Here is an 18,024-nt window from a genome sequence, read left to right on the forward strand (position 1 = left end):
GACACCGGTGGGCGGAGCCGCGAACAACACGCTGTACGAGGGGCATCAGGGGCGCCCGGCACGACCGGCCCGCCGGTGACCGCCACCGAAGCGACCACCACCGAGGTCGCGGACCACAAGTCCCGTTCGGTACTGCGCAACGGCGCCGTCATGGCGGCCGGCTCCATCGTCTCCAGGGCGACCGGCTTCATACGCTCGGCGGTCGTCGTCGCCGCGCTCGGCACCGGGCTCCAGGCCGACGGGTACAACGTCGCCAACACCGTGCCCAACATCCTCTACACCCTGCTCATCGGCGGCGCCCTCAACGCCGTCTTCGTCCCCGAACTGGTGCGCGCGGCGAAGAACCACGCCGACGGCGGAGCCGCGTACACCGACCGGCTGCTCACCCTCTGCGCCCTCGGCCTCCTCGCCCTCACCGGCATCACCGTCCTCGCCGCCCCGTGGATCGTCTCGGTCTACGCTCCCGGCTACCACGGCCCACAGGCGGAACTGACCGTCGCCCTGGCCCGCTACTGCCTGCCGCAGATCCTCTTCTACGGACTGTTCACCCTGCTCGGCCAAGTACTGAATGCCCGGGGCCGGTTCGGCGCGATGATGTGGACCCCGGTCCTCAACAACATCGTGATCATCGCCGTGTTCGGGCTCCACCTGAGCATCGCGGCGGACTCCGACGGAACGCTGACCCAGGCACAGGCCCGGCTGCTCGGCTGGGGCACGACGGCCGGGATCGTCGTCCAGACGCTCGCCCTGGTGCCCGCGCTGCGCGCCGCGAAGTTCCGCTGGCGGCCCCGGTTCGACTGGCGGGGCAGCGGTCTCACCCGGCCGCTGCGCGCGGCCGGCTGGCTGGTGGCCCTCGTACTGACCAACCAGATCGCCTACTGGGTGGTGACCCGGCTCTCCACCACCGTCGGCCAGCGCGCCGCGGACCTGGACATGGCGGGAGGCCCCGGCTACACCGCGTACAGCTACGCCTATCAGCTGTGGGTGGTCCCGCACGGCATCGTGACCGTCTCGCTGGTCACCGCACTGATGCCCCGGATGAGCCGGGCGGCCGCCGACAACGACCTGCCGGGCCTGCGGCGCGACGTCTCGTACGCCCTGCGCACCTCGGCCGCGGTCGTGGTGCCCGCGACGGCCCTGCTGTTCGCGCTGGCGCCGTGGGTGATCGGGGCCGTCTACGGATACGGGGCCACGGACGACGCGGGCACCGCCGTGATGGCGGGCATGATGATGGCGTTCGCACCCGGCCTCGTCGCCTACTCGGGGCAGTACGTGCTCTCCCGGGCGTTCTACGCGATGAGCGACACCCGCACACCGTTCCTCCTCAACCTGGTGATCGCGGCGCTCAACGCCGGGCTCTCGGCCGCCGCCTATCTGCTGCTGCCGGTCCGCTGGGCCGTGACGGGGATGGCCGGCGCCTACTCCGTCGCCCTGTTCGCGGGCTTCGCCGCCACCGCGTACGTGCTGCACCGCAGGGTCCGCGGCAGCGGCGCGACCGCCACCTCACCGCTGCGCTCGCCCACACTGTGGGCGCAGTTCCGGCTGGTGGCCGCTGCGGTGCCCGCCGGGGCGGCGGCGTACTTCGCCGCCCGGGCCTGCGCGGGCCACGGGGACTTCACCGCGGTGGGTGCGGGCACCCTGGTCCTGCTGCTCGCGGTGGCACTGCTGGCGCGGCCGTTCCGGCTGCGGGAGGTCAGCGCCGTGCTCACGGCGGGGCGAAGGCGGCTGCGGCGGGCCTGACCCCGGGCCGGGGACCCGGCCCGCCGCCCCGCGCGAGTCGCGCGGAAACGGTACGGGGGCCGCGCGGCCCGCGAAAGGCCCGACTCGGCGGGCCGCGCGTCGAAGAGGTCTTCCACGAAGGTCTGCCGCAGGCGGAGCCCCTGCTCGATCGGGGGCTGCCGCGCCGTTTGGCCGCCGGCCGCCCGGCCGCCCGGCCGCCCGTACGCCCGGCCGCCCGTACGCCCGCCGCCCGTACGCCGGTCGGCCGGTGTCGTCGTCAAGGCAGGATCTCGACGTAACCGTCCGTTCCGTGCACGCGGATCCGCTGTCCGTCACGGATCAGCCGGGTGGCCTGCTCCACGCCCACGACGGCCGGCAGGCCGTACTCCCGGGCGATCACCGCGCCATGGGTCATCAGGCCGCCCACCTCGGTCACCAGGCCCGCGATTCCGACGAACAGCGGCGACCAGCCGGGGTCCGTGAAGGCCGTGACCAGGATGTCGCCCGCTTCCAGGTCGGCCTGTGCCATGTCGAGGACGACGCGAGCCCGGCCCTCGACGGTCCCGGCGGAAACCGGGAGGCCGGTCAGGGCGCCGTCCGGCACACCGTCGCGCCGGTACGCCCCGGTGACGGCCTCACCGTCCGAGGTGAGCACCCGGGGCGGGGTGAGCGCGTGGTGGGAGCGGAACGTGTCCTTGCGCGCCTGGACGAGCCGGTCGTCCACCCGGCCCGAGCGCACGACGTCGTGGAGTTCCTGGAACGTGAGGAAGAAGATGTCCTCCTTCTCCGGGAGCACACCGGCCCGCACGAGTCGTCCGGCCTCCTCCAGCAGTGCCCGCTTGTAGATGAAGTAGCGGCTGACGATGCCGTACTTCGGGTACTCCCGGTATCCGATGAAGGCCCTGACCCGGTCGATCATCCGCTTGGTCTCGTCGGCCTTCCGGTCCCCGTCCGGCAGGGCCCGCAGGCGTGACAGCACGTCGCGTTCCTTCTCCCGCGCCCTGTGGCGCCCCTGCTCGAAGCGCCGCTCGGCGGCGCCGGGCCCGAAGTTCCTGACGTTGTCGAGGATCGCGGGCACCAACGTGGTGGGGCGCTCGCGCCAGCGCGGCCTCGTGATGTCGATCTCGCCGGTGCAGCGCATGCCGTACCGGTCGAGGTAGGCCTCGATGGCGTCGCGCGCCTCGGTCCCGCCCGCGAGCTCCGCCAGCTCGTCCAGGAAGCCCTCGTCCGTGGCACTCCGGAGGAACGCCACCACCTCCGGCCGCGGGCGGATCACGTCCGCGACGTCGAGCAGCGCCAGCCCCATCTCCGACGTGACGTTGCCGGGGGCGGACAGCGTCAGCGTGTCAGCCGCGTTCTTCTCACCCAGCCACTCCCACAACCTGTCGTTCAGCCACCACGTCGCCTCCATCCCCGCCATCACCGCCCGGAGGCTCAGCGGATCGACCAGGGCCCGCTTGTGCTCCTCGAAGGACTTCAGCAGGAAGTCGAACAGCGCCGGTCCGCTCTTCGTCCGGATGTCGCGCTCCAGTGCGGCGACGGATGCCCGGCTGCGCTCGATCAGCTCCGTGACGACGGTCGGATCGGTCCCGATCCCGGCGGGCGTGCCGTCGGCCGACGGCCGGCCGGGGCCCGCGTCCGGCAGCGACGGGACGAAACCGCGGGCGAGGAGCGTCTCCAGCGCGTCCCTGATCAGCGGATCGCCCCTCCCCACCACGTCCAGGAGGCCGGCCCGGCTCGCGGGCGAGGCCAGGCGCCGGGTGGCGTCGACGAACAGCCTCCCGCCGGCCTCGTGCATCGGCGCCATGGCCGTCAGCTGCCACACGGAGATCCCCAGGGGCTTCATGGGGTCGGTCATCATCTGCTGATGGCCCACGGAGAGGTAGACGTGATTCTCCCGGTCACCGCTCTCGGGGACGGGAAACAGCGTGGTGATCGGCCTGCTCTGAACGATCCGGAAACCATCGTCGGTCAGGCACCATTCGATGTCCTGCGGGCAGCCGAAGTGTGCCTCGATCCGCCGCCCGAGCCCCGCGAGCCGCACGGCCTGCGCATCCGTCAGCGCCGGCTGCTCCCGCCGCTGCGCGGCGATCGCCACTTCCCGCGTACCGCCGCCCGGCGCAGCGTGAACGGCACGCTCCTTGGCCGCGATCGACCTGCCGACGACTTCACCGTCCCGCACCCTGAAGACATCCGGATTCACCAGACCGGAGACGAGGGCCTCGCCGAGACCGAAGCCGGCGTCCACGGTGGTGACCGTTCGGTTGCCCGTGACGGGGTCGGCCGTGAACAGGATCCCGGACGCGTGCGGAAGGACCATCCGCTGCACGACCACGGCCATGTGGACCGTACGGTGGTCGATACCGTTCCGCCGTCGGTAGGTCACGGCCCGCTCGGTGAACAGCGAGGCCCAGCACCGGCTGATGTGCCGGAGGACCGCCGCCGGTCCCACGACATTCAGATACGTGTCCTGCTGGCCGGCGAAGGAGGCCGTCGGCAGGTCCTCCGCCGTCGCGCTGGACCGTACGGCGCAGGCGGTCCGCTCGCCGAGTCCGGCGAGCGCGCGGGTGATCGCGGCCGCGACATCACCCGGGACGACGATCCCTTCGATGATCCGCCGGATCTCCGCGCCGAGCGCGCGGACCGCCTCCCGGTCGTCCGGGTCCAGGCGTGTCAGCCGGTCGAGCCGCTCGTCGATCGACGGCGCCTGCGCCATGATCCGCCGGAAGGCGGCTGTCGTCACGCAGAAGCCCCCAGGCACACCGATGCCCTCGATCCGCGACAGCTCGCCCAGCTGCGCGCCCTTGCCGCCGACGACCGCGATCTGCGTTCCGTCGGCCTCTTGAAGGTCCAACACGTACTGCTCGTTCATCGTTCTGCCTCCGGGACAGTCGTGTCCCATTGATCTACCGCAGGTTGTGGCACCGGCCGACGATTCTGCGCCGTGACCCGGGCCTTGCGGCAAGCCCCCCGGCGCGCTATACGTTGAAAGTGGCAGGGAGAGAGTTCTCCTTGCCCTTTTCTTTGCTGCGGGGGGCCGGTCCTCTTCGCGGTGGGGGCCGGGGCTTCTCCCCGGTCGGGCGCCGCCCGACAGCCGTCGTCGGCATGTCTGCCCATGCCGCCCGGGGCAGGTCCCGGTCGCGACCGGTCACATTACGTCGGGTCGACCGATGCCCGCCGGACGCCGGCTGCCTAGTGTCGTGTTGTCCCTGGCAGCCACGGATCGAAAGCGGCCCCGCATGCGTCGGCTCACCTACCTCATCGGCTGCAGCGTCGACGGTTTCGTCGCCGGTCCGGACGGACAGTACGACTCCACCGGATTCGACGGTGACCTGAAGGCCGCGATTCTTGCCGAGCACCCCGAGACCGTCCCGCATCACGTCCGCAGATTCCTGGGTGTCGCCGGCACGCCCAACAAGAAGTTCGACACGGTTGTCATGGGGCCCGGCGCCTACGAGGCGGCGCGAGCGGACGGCACGACCAGCCCGTATCCGCACCTGCGGCAGTACGTCTTCTCCACGGCCCTGTTGTGCCCCGACCCCGAGATCGCTGTCGTGGCCGACGATCCGGTGGAGTTCGTCCGCGCGCTGAAGCGAGGGCCCGGCCTGGGCGTCTGGCTCTGCGGCGGTGCCGTGCTGGCCGGTCAATTACTGGGGGAGATAGACGAGTTGATCGTGCACCGGTATCCGGTGGTGCTGGGCGACGGCATCCCCCTGTTCCGCACCTCGTTCGCCCCTTCCCCTTTCACCCTGACCGGATCCCGGGTCTTCACCACCGGGACGACGGTCACCACATACGCCAAGCAGTAGGAGAGCACGTGTTGTTCCGACCCACGACCGAGGCCGACCTGGCGCGCGTCGTAGCAGTGACCGTGGACGAGCCGGTGGGCTGGATAGACGCCGACCGTTACCAGGACGAGTTGCGGCAGGGGATGTACCGGCCCGAGTGGACCTGGATCGCCGAGGACGACGGGCGGGTGGTGGCGCGAGCCCTTTGGTGGGGGCAGGCGGACAGCGCCCACCCCGTCGCCCTGGACTGCCTGTACGTCGATCCCGCATGCTCCGACCGGACGGAAGCCGCGGCAGGGTTGCTGGCCGCCGGTCTGCGGGCGTTCGCCGCTCAGGGGGCGCCCAAGCCTCCGCTGTACAACCTGACGCTGCCCGTGGGCTGGCGCGACGACCCTGCCGCGGTGGCGGCCGTCGAATGGCGGGGCCGGGCCGCGGTGCGGGCCGGGCTCACGCGGGAAGTGGAGCGGCTGCGCCTGGAGTGGACACCGGATCGGGGCCTCCCCCGGGCCGGGGGGAAGCTGACCTTTGCTCCGGGGCCGGACGAGGAGTTCCTCCGGCTGTTCCGGCGGATAGCTGTCGGCAGCCTGGACGACGAGACCCGCCGGAGCCTGGAGGCCAAGGGCGCCGATGCGACCGCTCGGGCCGAGATGGACTTCTACCTCGGTTGTCCCGGCCGGCGGGAGTGGTGGCGGCTGGCGTACGCCCCCGACGGGGAGGTCGTCGGGCTCGCTCTCCCGTCCGCGACACCGTACGCCCGTAACGTCGGCTACCTGGGTGTCGTACCCGAGTTCCGTGGCCGTGGGTACGTGGACGAACTGCTCGCCGAGATCACCCGCATCCACGCGGACGCGGGCAGCGAGCTGATCACCGCCACCACGGACACCGGCAACGCGCCGATGGCCGCGGCCTTCGGCCGCGCCGGCTACCGGATCTCGCAGATCCGCATGATCTATTCAGCCACGGCGGCATGAGAGCCACCGGTTCCGGGGCGTCTCTCGGCAACAGGCATGATGGAAAGGCAAGTTGATCAACCGCTGTCCGGACGCGGAGCTGCCGGACGCGAGCCGCGCGCGGCGCCGGACCCACCACGGTGCGCCGCAGGAAGAGAGGGAGAGCCTGAATGGCTGTGTTCATCGAGGAGTTCGCCGTGGCCGAGGCGGGCAGCGGCCCGTACTCGCTCACCGGCGGCCCGGACGGGGCGCTGTGGTTCACCCTGGTCCAGGGCGGAAGCATCGGACGGCTGGTGCCCGGAGACGCGCTCTCGACCCACCGGCTCGACCCGGAGTGCGGCCCGACGGTCATCGCCGTCGGACCGGACGACGCCCTGTGGTTCACCGAGTACCGGGCACACCGCATCGGCCGGATCGCTCTCGACGGCGCGGTCACGGAGTTCGCGCTGCCCACGGCGGAGTGCGGGCCGTTCGGGATCGCCGCCGGGCCGGACGGGGCACTGTGGTTCACCGAGACCGCCGCCGACCGGATCGGCCGGATCACCACCGACGGCCGTGTCACCGAATTTCCGCTGCCGGTCACCGGAGCCTTCCCCTCCGCGATCACCGCGGGCCCGGACGGCGGGATGTGGTTCACCATGAACCAGGCCGACGGGATCGGGCGGATCGGCATGGACGGGGCCGTCACCCTGCACACCCTGCCGACCGAATCCGCCGCCCCGGTGGGCATCGCGGCGGGCCACGACGGGGCGCTCTGGTTCGTGGAGATCGGCGCCGGGCAGATCGGGCGCATCACCCCCGACGGCCGGATCACCGAGTACCCACTGCCCGACCGTACGTCCCGGCCGCATGCCATCACCCCCGACAGCTCCGGAACGCTGTGGTTCACCGAGTGGGGTGCCAACCGTGTCGGCTCCATCACCCCCGACGGGACGATCACCGTGCACGACCTGCCGACCGCCGACTCGGAACCGCACGGCATCTGCGCCGGCCCGGACGGCGGCGTGTGGGCGGCACTGGAGATCGGCGCGCTCATCCGCATCACCCGGGGTCCGGACGCCTGACCCGGTCGGGGCGGCCGGGCACACCTTGCCCGGAAAGCCTGAGCGACAGCGCCTTTGGACGACACCCAGAACGAGGAGGCAACCCCATGAAATACGCACTCGTGATCTTCGAGACGGACGAGTCGCGCAAGCGGATCCGGACCGACCGGGACACCCACCGAGCGGCCTACGAAGACTGGATCGGGCAGATCGTGGCGGCGGGAAAACTGGTCGGTGGCGATGCCCTGGACACCGAGCAGGTGGCCGCGGTGACCGTGCGCAGGACGACTGACGGGGCGCCCACCGTGACCGGAGGGCCGGCGCACCCCGGCGAGGAGACTCTTGGCGGCTGGTTCGTGATCGACGTCGCCGATCGTGAGGAGGCCGTGGAACTGGCCAAGGCCCTCGGTACCTCCGAGACGGTCGAGATCCGGCCGCTGCTCGAATCGGCCTGAGACGTCCCGGCCTGAGACTCCGTCCCGTCCGGATCGACGGGCTGTCCGCCACCGGCCGCGCTGTTGCGACGGGAGCAGCCGGCTCGGACCAGGATCTTCTCGGGGTCCGTCTCCGGGTGGACCCGGGCCGTCCCGTTGTCGCGCAGCCACGCCGCCGACAGCGCCCATGGCCGCTCCGCCACGAACGCCCCGTCCGGCAGGGACACCACCCACAGCCCGGCCTTGCAGCCGGTGGTCACGACGAGACCCATTCGGCCGTCCGAATCCGGAGGCAGCTTCGCGAGCATGAACTCGACGGTCGCCTCGTACGGCCACCGGGCCGGGAGCTGGAGGACAGCCCCGCGAGAAAACTCCTCCGGGTGTTCACCCAGCAGGATCCATGTCATGACCGGGATGCTGTCGGGCCTGCCCTGACCAGGTCTTTTCAAGACCTTGTCCCCGTATAGTGACGATCATGACGCCCGGTCGCGGCCGGGGACGGGGGCTGGGGGAACGCGTGGTGCAGGGACGGGCGAAAGAGCAGTGCCGTATCCGTCGGATGCTCGCCGACGCCCATCGCGGGAAGAGCGAATGCCTGCTCCTGCACGGAGAGGCCGGCATCGGCAAGACCACCCTCCTCGACTACGCGGTCGCCCACGCCGAAGGCGTGAGCGTGCTGCGGGTCGAGGGCATCGAGTCGGAGATGGAGCTGGCCTTCGGCGGACTCCATCAGCTTCTTCTGCCGGTGCTGGACCGGCTCGATCTGCTGCCGCCACCGCAGGCCGGAGCCCTGCGGGCGGTCTTCGGCCTGAGCGACGAGGCCGTGCGGGACCGTCTCACCATCGGGCTCGCGACGCTGTCGCTGCTCTCCGAAGCGGCCGCCGAGAAGCCCCTGTTGTGTGTGGTCGACGACCTGCAGTGGCTCGACCGGCCTTCCGTGGACGCGCTGGTCTTCACCGCCCGGCGGCTGCGGGCCGAAGGTGTCGTCATGCTCTTCGCCGCGCGCGAGACCTCCGCGGCGAGCGGAGCGAAGGCCCTGCCCCAGGTGACCGTCACCGGAGTCGACCGGCGGTCGGCGGCGTCGATGCTGCCCCGCCTCGCACCCCCGGTCACCGAATGGATCATCGATCAGGCCCAGGGCAACCCACTGGCCCTGCAGGAACTGGCAGCGTCCCTGACGCCCGCTCAACGGGCGGGGCAGCTCGGTCCGTTGACGCTGCCGGATGCGCAGTCGGCGCCACCGAGCCGGCTGCGGGACGCCTTCGCCGAGCAGATCCGCCGCCTCCCCGACGCCACCCGGCGCATGCTCACGGTGGCCGCCGCGGACGACACCGGGGACCTGCCCACGGTGCTGGCCGCCGCGGCCGGGCTCGGCGGGGAGGTCGGGGACCTGGCGCCGGCCGAGCGCGCGGAACTGGTCCTCGTCTCCGCGCAGCGGCTGCGCTTCCGGCACCCCCTCATCCGGTTCGCCGCCTATCAGAGCGCTCCGCTGGCCCAGAGACTGGCGGGGCATCAGGCGCTCGTCGCGGTCCTGGACGGACCCGTGCACGCACATCGACGCGCCTGGCATCTGGCCGCCGCGGCGACCCGCCCGGACGAGCGGGTCGCCGGTGAGCTGGAGCGGGTCGCCGAGTGGGCGGGCAGCCGGCAGGCGATGGCGTCCGCGTCCGCCGCGTACGAACGCGCCGCTCACCTCACCGCGGACACGTCCAGGCGCGCCCGCCGCCTGATCAACGCCGCGCAGAAGGCGAGCGAAGCCGGCCAGGACGAACGATGCCGTGCCCTCACCGACCAGGTGCCGCTGCCCCTCCCGGACCCGGGCATGGCGGCGGACTTCGCCCGCGCGCGCTCCGTGGTCGAACTGGGCTACGGCAGTCCCGGGCAGGCCGCCCGCCTGCTGGCCGAATGCACCGAAACGGTCTCAGCCGGCCGCCCCGACAAACTCGCCCCCCTGCTGACCGACGCCATCCACGCGGCCTTCTCGGCCGGCGACGCGGCCCTCATGATGGAAATAGCCGTGCGCACCCCCGGCCTGCCCGTGGTGGCCACGCCCGCGAAGCTGCTCGCCGGTGACATTCCCGGCGCACTCCGGACGCTGGACGAACACGTCGGGGCCGCCCGTCTCGACGGGAGCGGCCTCATGGACCGGCTGATGGCCGGGATCTACTGCCAACTGGTCGCCGCCCACGAGAGCGCGTACGAGCTGGCCACCGCGGCGGTCACCCACTGCCGGGAGCAGGGCATCGGCGGATGGCTGCCCACCACACTGCACCTGCTCGCCCAGGCGGAGCTGGCGCTGGGCCGGCACGAGGACGCGCACACGCACGCCGCCGAAGCGCTCCGGCTCGCGGAGGCCTACGACCTGGACCACCGGGCCGCCCATCTGCGTGCCCTGCTCGCGGTGCTCGCGGCCGTCCGCGGGGAGGCGGAACACACCAGTGAACTGACCGGCCCGGCACTGGAGTACACCCGCCCCCGCGGCGTCGGACGGGGCACGGCGGATGCGCTGTGGGCGATGGGGCTGCTCGACCTCGGCCTCGGACGTGCTCAGGACGCTCTGGAACACCTGGAGGCGGCCCGGCACGCAGTGGGACATCCCTTCCTGACCCGGCACCTGATGCCCGACCTGATCGAGGCCGCCGTTCGCGCGGGCCATCCGGAACGGGCGAGGGAACCCGCGAAACAGCTCATGAGCTGGGCGGACGACCTGCGGCAACACCACTTCACGGCACAGGCCCACCGCTGCGCCGCCCTGACCGGCCCGGACACCTCGGCCGAGAAGCACTACACATCGGCCCTCGATCTGCACCACGGGGGCTGCGACTTCGAGCGTGCCCGCACCGAACTGCTCTACGGCGAGTGGCTGCGCCGGGGCCGCCGCAAACTCGACGCCCGCGGCCATCTGCGTACCGCGAGGGAGCTCTTCGACAAGCTGGGCGCACAGCCGTGGGCCCGCCGGGCGGCCACGGAACTGCACGCCGCCGGTGAGACCACCTGCCCGTCCGATGCCGTCGACTCACCCATCAACCGCCTGAGTTCGCAGGAACGCGAGGTGGTCCGACTCGCGGCCAGCGGTGCCACCAACCGTGAGATCGCCACCCAACTGTTCCTGAGCCCGCGCACCGTGGGACACCACCTCTACCGCGCGTTTCCCAAGCTGGGCATCAGCTCACGGACAGAGCTCGCCGACCTGCTCGCCTCCTGACGGCAAGGCCCTGAGCACGGGTGATCCGGTCCGGCGAAGGGCGGACGGCGGCGGCTGCCGCGTCCGGCACGGCATCGTGTGCGCCGTCAGTCACCGGCGGGCACGCCGGTGGGCATTCGGCCCGGCTTCACGGCGGACCTGACGGGGCGGGCGGCGCGGCGTTACTCTGCGCTGACGATCCAGCACTGGAGGTGCGCGCATGAGACGTTCCGTCGCGCGGAATGTGTCGTTGTCGGCTGTTCTCGCCGCTGTCGTCACCATCGGGGCGGCGGCCCCGTCCTCGTCCGCGCCACCGTCGGCGCAACCACCCAAGTCGCCCGTCGCGGTGGGCTACGGAGGGGCGGTCGCCAGTGTCGACGCGGACGCCTCGGCCGCCGGAATCGAGGTGCTCCGCAAGGGTGGCAACGCGGTGGACGCCGCGGTGGCGACCGCGGCGGCGCTCGGTGTGACCGAGCCCTACTCGGCGGGCCTGGGCGGGGGCGGCTACTTCGTCTACTACGACGCCAAGAGGCGCACCGTGGAGACGATCGACGGCCGGGAGACCGCACCGCGCAGCGCGGACTCCTCGCTGTTCCTGGAGAACGGCAAGCCGCTCGCCTTCGACGAGGCCGTCACCAGCGGACTGGCCGTGGGCACCCCGGGAACCCCGGCCACCTGGGACACCGCGCTCGACACCTGGGGCAGCAAGTCGCTGTGGCAGGTGCTGAAGCCGGCCGAGCGGCTCGCCCGGGACGGCTTCGTCGTCGACAGCACGTTCCGTTCGCAGACTGAGGGCAATCAGGCCAGGTTCGCCGACTTCCCGGCGACCCGGAAGCTGTTCCTGCCGGGCGGTCAACTCCCGGTGGTCGGCTCGGTGTTCAAGAACCCCGACCTGGCGCGCACCTACGAACAGGTGGGCCGCAAGGGCGTCGACGAGCTGTACCGGGGAGCGCTGGCCGCCGACGTCGTACGGACCGTCCGCAACCCGCCCGTGGACCCGGGGTCCACCCGGGTGGTGCGGCCCGGCGACCTCACCGCGAAGGACCTGCGGTCCTACCGGGCGCTGCGGCAGGCGCCGACGAGGACCGGCTACCGGGGCCTGGACGTGTACGGCATGGCGCCCTCCTCGTCCGGCGGCACCAGCATCGGCGAGGCGCTCAACATCCTTGAGCACACCGACCTCTCGAAGGCGAGCGAGGCGCGGTATCTGCACCGCTACATCGAGGCCAGCCGGATCGCCTTCGCGGACCGGGGGCGCTGGGTGGGTGACCCGGCGTTCGAGGACGTGCCGACGCGGGAACTGCTGAGCCGGCGGTTCGCCGACGCGCGGGAGTGCCTGATCAAGGACGACGCGGTGCTGACCAGTCCGCTCGCGCCGGGCGACCCGAGACACCCCGCCGACTGCCGCAGCGGGGGAACGGCTGCCCCGACGACGTACGAGGGGGAGAACACCACCCATCTGACCGCGGCCGACAAGTGGGGCAATGTCGTCGCGTACACCCTGACGATCGAGCAGACCGGCGGCAGTGGGATCACCGTGCCGGGGCGTGGCTTCCTGCTCAACAACGAGCTGACGGACTTCTCGTTCGCGCCCGCCAACCCCGCCGTCCACGACCCGAATCTGCCCGGTCCGGGCAAGCGCCCGCGCTCGTCCATCTCGCCGACGATCGTGCTGAAGCACGGCGAGCCGGTGCTGGCGCTGGGGTCGCCGGGTGGTGCCACGATCATCACGACCGTGCTCCAGTCGCTCATCGGCACGGTCGACCGGCGGCTTCCGCTGGTCGATGCCATCGCGGCCCCGCGCGCCAGTCAGCGCAACTCCGCGACGACGGAGATCGAACCGGAGTTGTGGAACAGCCCGGTCCGGGCGGAGCTGGAGTCGCTGGGGCACGTATTCAAGCCCAACCCGGAGATCGGGGCCGCGACAGGTGTGCAGCGACTGCCCGACGGACGGTGGCTGGCAGCCGCGGAGACGGTGCGCCGGGGCGGCGGCTCGGCCATGGTCGTGCGGCCGAGCGGACGCCCGTGACGGTGGGCGGCCGACGGCCAGAATATTGGTGACGGTGCGTCAATAATGTTCTGTACGGGGCTGGTTCCTGGTGAGGATTCACCGGGAACCAGCCCCCGTGGTCTTGACGGCGGCGTCCGGGCGGGGCCATGTTGTGCGCGTCGGTAAGGAAAGTTTCCTGATGGAAGGGCACCCCCACTGTGCGTACCCGAACGCTCGCCCTCGCTGCCGCCTCCGGCGCCGCCCTGCTCGCCACCGTCACCCTGAGCCCGGCCGCCCACGCCGGACCGGCCCGGGGCGCGAACCTCAAGGAGGGGTCCGTCAGCGCGGCCGATCTGCTGGCCAAGGTCACTTCGTGTTCGCAGATATCCAACGGCAAGTACCGCACGGACGAGGAGACGTCTGCGACCGTTCCGGTCTGCGGCAAGAACGGAGCGGTGTTCTGGAAGGCCGACATGGACGTCGACTGCGACGGCGAGATCACCGCCGCCTGCAACGAGGACACCGACCCCTGGTTCCAGAACGGGACGGCCTTCGAGACCTCCGCCGGAAAGCCGCTGAACGCCGAGAAACTGCCGTACGTCGTCGTGCCGAGCACCAGCAGCATCTGGAACTACAGCGATGCCGGGATCAAGGGCGGAGGCGTCGTCGCCGTCATCTACGACAACAAGGTCGAGTACGCGGTCGTCGGTGACACCGGCCCCAACAAGATCATCGGTGAGGCCTCGTACGCCACCGCCAAGGCCCTCGGCATCGACCCGGACCCGGAGACCGGCGGCGCGGAATCCGGCGTCACCTACATCCTGTTCAAGAACTCCAAGGTCTCTCCGATCGAGAGCCACAGTGCCGCCGTCACCGCGGGCGACGCTCTCGCCAAGCAGTTCATCCAGAACAACTAGCGGCCGCACCAGGGAGGTCGGCGGCCTCGCCGGCCTGCGGCGGACGGATGGTCACAACGCGGTCAGGATGCGCGGGCCGTCGTCGGTGATCGCCACGGTGTGCTCGGCGTGCGCGGCCCGGCTGCCGTCGGACGTGCGCAGCGTCCAGCCGTCCTGGTCCGGGTAGTAGTCGTCCTTGCCGCTGCCGATCAGCATCGGCTCGATCGCCAGCACCATCCCGTGCCGCAACAGCATGCCGCGACCCGGTCGTCCCTCGTTGGGGACGGCCGGGTCCTCGTGCATCGACCGGCCGATGCCGTGCCCTCCGAACCCCTCCGGGATGCCGTACCCCGCACCGCGGCAGACCGTGCCGATCGCGTGCGCTATGTCGCCGATCCGGTTGCCGACGACCGCCGCCGCGATGCCCGCCTCCAGTGCCGCGAAGGCGGTCTCGACGAGCCGGGTGTCATCGGGCCGGGCGTGGCCGACGGTGAAGCTGATCGCCGAGTCGCCGGCCCAGCCGCCCAGTGTGGCACCCGCGTCGATGCTGACCAGATCGCCGTCGCGCAGTCGCTGGTCGGTCGGGATGCCGTGCACGATCGCGTCGTTGACCGACGCGCAGATCACGGCGGGGAAGGGGGTGGGCGCGAAATGCGGCCGGTAGTTCAGGAACGGGGATCCGGCGCCCGCTTCACGCAGTACGCCGCGGGCCACCTCGTCCAGTTCGCGCAGGGAGACGCCGACCGCGGCCGCTTCCCGGGCGGCGGTCAGGAGCTGCGCCACGACTCGGCCGGTCTCGCGCATGGCTTCGATGGATGTGTCTGTCTTGAGCTTCACCATGCCAATTACTATACCGGTCTCAGCGGTATTAGAATGACGGCATGGTACGAACGCCCCTGACCCCGGAAGAGCGCCGTCGCGGCGAACGCCTCGGCGTGCTGCTGCGTGAGGCGCGCGGCGGACGCAGCATGGTCGAGATCGCGGCGAGCGCCGGAATCTCCGCCGAGACACTGCGCAAGATCGAGACCGGACGCGCCCCCACCCCCGCCTTCTTCACCGTCGCCGCGCTGGCCGGGGCGCTGGGGCTCTCGATGGACGAGATCCTCGCCCGCTCGGCCCCGGAACCGGACGCGGTGCCGCTGGCGGGGTAGTGGCGGGCCCCGTGGCGCCTGTGGCCGCACCTCGACCGCAGCGTGGCCGCCGGGGAGATCGCCGCCGCGGTGTCGGCCCTGGAACGGTCCGGTCAAGGGCCGCAGGCGCGGGCACTGCCGGGCGCCCGCGTCCGTGTACGGACTCCGCCGGACGTGGCGAAGGCCGCGGCGGACGATCCGGAACGTCTCGTGCGCCACTGCCGGCCGCGGCCCGTGCCGTCCCACCGGCCGGGGAGCGGGACGTCGCCCACGCCCTGCGGATGGTGGGCATCGCGGCGGCAGCCCGAGCGGGCGCCCCCGGGCCGGTCACTCCGGGGCCGGCGGGTAGAACCGCCGGGCCCAGCGGCGGAACGGGCCGATCGGGCCGTCGCCGGGAGCGAGCCGCGGTGGCTGCTGGTACTGCTTGTGATTCCAGATCGGGAAGTCCGCGGCGGTGAACTCGCAGCTGGACCGGAAGACGGCGCGGTCCAGCACCCTGGCCGCGGTCCGGCTCACCGCACGGGCGAGCGGGGCCGGCAGCCGGGACGGCTCGGCGAAGGCGATGCGATTGCGCTGCCGGAACTGCATCCGGTTGGGCGCGATCGCCGTCGGCATCACCATCGTGCACATCCGCAGGCCCAGCCGGGCCGTGTGCACATCGGCGTGCAGGCAGCCGAGCCCGTACCCGTCCACCTCCACATCGACGACGAAGTCGCCCAGGAGCGGCGCCGACTCGTGGGCCCGCATGGAGACATGGAACGAGGCGTCGTCGTAGACCACCGGCCCGCCGATCTCGGCCCTGGCCCAGCCGTGCAGGGTGGCGAAATGGCCGAGGTCGACCGAGTTCTCGATGACTTCCTGGACATTGCCTGCCAGCTCCCAGGCGGCGCTGCGGGCGGGCCGGTGGCCGATCTCGTGCCAGGCCGGGATCGTCCAGTCCGGAGCCCGGCCGTCGTGGTGCCGCCACACGAACACCGCGCCGTTGACCTCCTGGACCGGCAGCTGCGACAACGGCGACCTCGGCGGCTTCGTGTCGTATCCGGTACGCACACACGCGCCGTCCGGGCCGAACGCGAAGAAGTGGAACGGACAGACGAGGTCGTCCCCCTCGACCCTGGCCAGCCCGAGATGCGCCCCCAGATGCGGGCAGTAGGGGCGGATGGCGCGGACCGCCCCCGTCCCGAGCCGGTAGAGCACCACGTCCTCGCCCGCCAAGGGGCGGGTCAGGACGGTGCCCGGCCGCAGCTCCTCGGAGAACGCCAGCGCGGACCAGCCGCTCGGCCAGGGCAGAGCGGGCGCGCCCGCGACGTCGGCCGCTGTCGGCCCCTCGCTGATGGCGCGCCCGAACTCGCGTGACAGTCCCACCACATCCCCTTCCGGAATCGGTCCCCTGGACACTGCCCAGGCCGCTCCGGGATCCTCCCCGAAAACCGCACATCACTCGAACGGGAAGGAATCGGAAGGGAGTTGACGTCGATCCGGACGAGAGGTCCTAGCGGGCCTGCTGCTCGTACCCCACGAGCCTGACGCAGACGGCGAGCCCCGCGATCGCCTGCTCCAGCTCCTTGAGCCCCGGATAGCTGGGCGCGATCCGGATGACCGCGTCGCGCGGGTCGTCGCCGTACGGGTGGGTGGCGCCGGCCGGGGTCAGCACGATGCCCGCCTCGGCGGCCCGGCGTACGACCTCCTTGGCACAGCCGTCCGCCACCTCCAGGGTGACGAAGTACCCGCCCCTGGGCGAGGTCCAGGTCGCGAGACCGGTGCCGCCGAGCTCGGCGTCCAGGATCCGGGCCACCACCTCGAACTTGGGCTGGAGCAGGGCGCGCTGGTGCTCCATGTGGGCCCGCACCCCCTCGGCGTCCCGCAGGAACATGACGTGCCGCAGCTGGTTCACCTTGTCCGGGCCGATCGAACGCTTGGCGTTGTTGCCGAGCAGCCACTGGAGGTTCGCGGGCGAGGAGCCGAAGAACGCGACGCCCGCACCCGCCGCGGTGATCTTCGACGTGGAGCCGAACACGAACGCCCGGTCCGGGTTGCCGGCCTCGGCGCAGGCACCGAGCAGATCGGCGATCTCCACGGGCTCGTCGGTGAGGTGGTGGGCGGCGTAGGCGTTGTCCCAGAAGATCCGGAAGTCGGGGGCGGCGGTGCTCATCGCGGCGAGCCGGGCCACGGTCGCGTCGCTGTAGCAGACGCCGTCCGGGTTGCTGTACTTCGGCACGCACCAGATGCCCTTGATCGCCGGGTCCTCGGCGACCAGCCGCTCCACGGTCTCCATGTCCGGGCCGTCGGCGGTCATCGGCACCGGGATCATGTCGATCCCGAACCGCTCGCAGAGCGCGAAGTGCCGGTCGTAACCGGGCACCGGACACAGGAAGGCGATCCGGTCCTGGTCCACCCAGCGCGACTCGGCGCCCGGCACCACGCTGAGCAGGGCGTGCACCAGGCAGTCGTGCATCAGCTCAAGGCTGGAGTTCCCGGCGGCGAGCAGCTGGCCGGCCGGCACCTGGAGCACCCCGGCGAAGATCTCCCGGAGTTCGGGCAGCCCCTGGAGCCCGCCGTAGTTGCGTACGTCCACGCCACCGGCGGAGGTGTGCCGCCCGCCCGGCAGGCTCAGCAGGTCCTCGGAGAGGTCCAGCTGCTCGGGGGCCGGCTTGCCCCGGGTGAGGTCGAGCGAGAGCCCGAGTCCCGCCAGGTCCTGGTAGTCCTGACGGGCCCGGTCGAGGAGCCCGGACAGGGCGTCGGGGCTCAGCTCGGTGGTCATGGTGATTCCTCTCGCAGGTGCCGCTCTGATCGGGGGCGTCTGCCGAGAATACAAAGCGGCGCCGAAGGCCGGTGGGCCGGGCGTCGGCACCGGGCGGGCCGACCGGTTGTCGGTGCGGCGTGTTCTGAC

Annotated in this window: 13 protein-coding genes and 1 pseudogene; 9 read left to right on the forward strand and 5 right to left on the reverse strand. The window is 71.8% G+C overall.

The features are described from left to right. Positions 1–75 precede the first annotated feature (75 nt). A complete protein-coding gene (gene murJ / locus ACGF8B_RS09735) occupies positions 76–1,740 on the forward strand; it encodes a murein biosynthesis integral membrane protein MurJ (RefSeq protein ID WP_392736395.1) in 1,665 nt (554 codons plus the stop codon). 256 nt (positions 1,741–1,996) lie between these two features. Here the strand turns inward: murJ and rph are convergent, their stop codons facing one another. After that, positions 1,997–4,591 carry a rifamycin-inactivating phosphotransferase gene (rph, locus tag ACGF8B_RS09740; protein WP_392736397.1) on the reverse strand — a complete coding sequence of 865 codons (2,595 nt, stop codon included), beginning with the start codon at positions 4,589–4,591 and terminating at the stop codon, positions 1,997–1,999. A 367-nt stretch (positions 4,592–4,958) separates the two neighbouring features. Between rph and ACGF8B_RS09745 the strand changes: the two genes are divergently transcribed. The 4 genes from ACGF8B_RS09745 to ACGF8B_RS09760 all read left to right on the forward strand — a co-directional run bounded on the left by ACGF8B_RS09745 (position 4,959) and on the right by ACGF8B_RS09760 (position 7,955). Further along, complete coding sequence (locus tag ACGF8B_RS09745) at positions 4,959–5,528, forward strand: dihydrofolate reductase family protein (protein ID WP_392736399.1); 570 nt, start codon at positions 4,959–4,961, stop codon at positions 5,526–5,528. An 8-nt stretch (positions 5,529–5,536) separates the two neighbouring features. Next, positions 5,537–6,478, forward strand: coding sequence for a GNAT family N-acetyltransferase (locus ACGF8B_RS09750; RefSeq protein ID WP_392736401.1), 942 nt, complete (start codon positions 5,537–5,539; stop codon positions 6,476–6,478). A gap of 149 nt (positions 6,479–6,627) precedes the next feature. Further along, positions 6,628–7,521, forward strand: a complete 894-nt coding sequence (locus tag ACGF8B_RS09755) for a virginiamycin B lyase (RefSeq protein ID WP_392736403.1) — start codon at positions 6,628–6,630, stop codon at positions 7,519–7,521. An 86-nt stretch (positions 7,522–7,607) separates the two neighbouring features. Further along, positions 7,608–7,955: a YciI family protein gene (locus ACGF8B_RS09760; protein WP_392736405.1), complete on the forward strand. Its 348-nt coding sequence runs from the start codon at positions 7,608–7,610 to the stop codon at positions 7,953–7,955. 98 nt (positions 7,956–8,053) lie between these two features. Here ACGF8B_RS09760 and imm45 read toward each other — a convergent pair. After that, positions 8,054–8,341, reverse strand: a pseudogene (gene imm45 / locus ACGF8B_RS09765) (Imm45 family immunity protein); the annotation flags it as partial. Between the two features lie 68 nt (positions 8,342–8,409). On the opposite strand from imm45, the gene ACGF8B_RS09770 reads away from it, so the two are divergent. From ACGF8B_RS09770 to ACGF8B_RS09780, 3 genes are all read left to right on the forward strand, one after another. Continuing rightward, positions 8,410–11,139, forward strand: a complete 2,730-nt coding sequence (locus tag ACGF8B_RS09770; RefSeq protein ID WP_392736407.1) for an ATP-binding protein — start codon at positions 8,410–8,412, stop codon at positions 11,137–11,139. A gap of 199 nt (positions 11,140–11,338) precedes the next feature. After that, positions 11,339–13,147 carry a gamma-glutamyltransferase gene (gene ggt, locus ACGF8B_RS09775; RefSeq protein WP_392736409.1) on the forward strand — a complete coding sequence of 603 codons (1,809 nt, stop codon included), beginning with the start codon at positions 11,339–11,341 and terminating at the stop codon, positions 13,145–13,147. A gap of 179 nt (positions 13,148–13,326) precedes the next feature. Continuing rightward, positions 13,327–14,025 carry a glycoside hydrolase family 75 protein gene (locus ACGF8B_RS09780; RefSeq protein ID WP_266489359.1) on the forward strand — a complete coding sequence of 233 codons (699 nt, stop codon included), beginning with the start codon at positions 13,327–13,329 and terminating at the stop codon, positions 14,023–14,025. A 51-nt stretch (positions 14,026–14,076) separates the two neighbouring features. On the opposite strand, the gene map is transcribed toward ACGF8B_RS09780, so the two are convergent. Next, positions 14,077–14,844 (reverse strand): type I methionyl aminopeptidase, encoded by a 768-nt coding sequence (gene map / locus ACGF8B_RS09785; protein WP_392736411.1) that lies wholly within the window; start codon positions 14,842–14,844, stop codon positions 14,077–14,079. A gap of 41 nt (positions 14,845–14,885) precedes the next feature. Here map and ACGF8B_RS09790 point away from each other — a divergent pair, with 41 nt between their 5' ends. Continuing rightward, positions 14,886–15,155 carry a helix-turn-helix domain-containing protein gene (locus tag ACGF8B_RS09790; RefSeq protein ID WP_385822600.1) on the forward strand — a complete coding sequence of 90 codons (270 nt, stop codon included), beginning with the start codon at positions 14,886–14,888 and terminating at the stop codon, positions 15,153–15,155. Between the two features lie 306 nt (positions 15,156–15,461). Here ACGF8B_RS09790 and ACGF8B_RS09795 read toward each other — a convergent pair whose 3' ends face one another. Further along, positions 15,462–16,499, reverse strand: coding sequence for a Rieske 2Fe-2S domain-containing protein (locus ACGF8B_RS09795; protein WP_392736413.1), 1,038 nt, complete (start codon positions 16,497–16,499; stop codon positions 15,462–15,464). Positions 16,500–16,626: 127 nt separating this feature from the next. Continuing rightward, positions 16,627–17,895, reverse strand: a complete 1,269-nt coding sequence (locus ACGF8B_RS09800) for an aminotransferase (RefSeq protein ID WP_392736415.1) — start codon at positions 17,893–17,895, stop codon at positions 16,627–16,629. Between the last annotated feature and the right edge of the window lie 129 nt (positions 17,896–18,024).

It is taken from the genome of Streptomyces sp. NPDC047917, assembly GCF_043204345.1.
GTDB classification, from domain to species: Bacteria; Actinomycetota; Actinomycetes; order Streptomycetales; family Streptomycetaceae; genus Streptomyces; species Streptomyces sanglieri.

What these genes read in the sequence shown, in the direction of transcription:
- ACGF8B_RS09800 (WP_392736415.1), bottom strand. Translation starts at nt 17,895, where the DNA reads ATGACCACCGAGCTGAGCCCCGACGCCCTGTCCGGGCTCCTCGACCGG.
- ggt (WP_392736409.1), top strand. Translation starts at nt 11,339, where the DNA reads ATGAGACGTTCCGTCGCGCGGAATGTGTCGTTGTCGGCTGTTCTCGCC.
- ACGF8B_RS09755 (WP_392736403.1), top strand. Translation starts at nt 6,628, where the DNA reads ATGGCTGTGTTCATCGAGGAGTTCGCCGTGGCCGAGGCGGGCAGCGGC.
- ACGF8B_RS09745 (WP_392736399.1), top strand. Translation starts at nt 4,959, where the DNA reads ATGCGTCGGCTCACCTACCTCATCGGCTGCAGCGTCGACGGTTTCGTC.
- rph (WP_392736397.1), bottom strand. Translation starts at nt 4,591, where the DNA reads ATGAACGAGCAGTACGTGTTGGACCTTCAAGAGGCCGACGGAACGCAG.
- ACGF8B_RS09790 (WP_385822600.1), top strand. Translation starts at nt 14,886, where the DNA reads ATGGTACGAACGCCCCTGACCCCGGAAGAGCGCCGTCGCGGCGAACGC.
- ACGF8B_RS09770 (WP_392736407.1), top strand. Translation starts at nt 8,410, where the DNA reads ATGACGCCCGGTCGCGGCCGGGGACGGGGGCTGGGGGAACGCGTGGTG.
- map (WP_392736411.1), bottom strand. Translation starts at nt 14,844, where the DNA reads ATGGTGAAGCTCAAGACAGACACATCCATCGAAGCCATGCGCGAGACC.
- ACGF8B_RS09760 (WP_392736405.1), top strand. Translation starts at nt 7,608, where the DNA reads ATGAAATACGCACTCGTGATCTTCGAGACGGACGAGTCGCGCAAGCGG.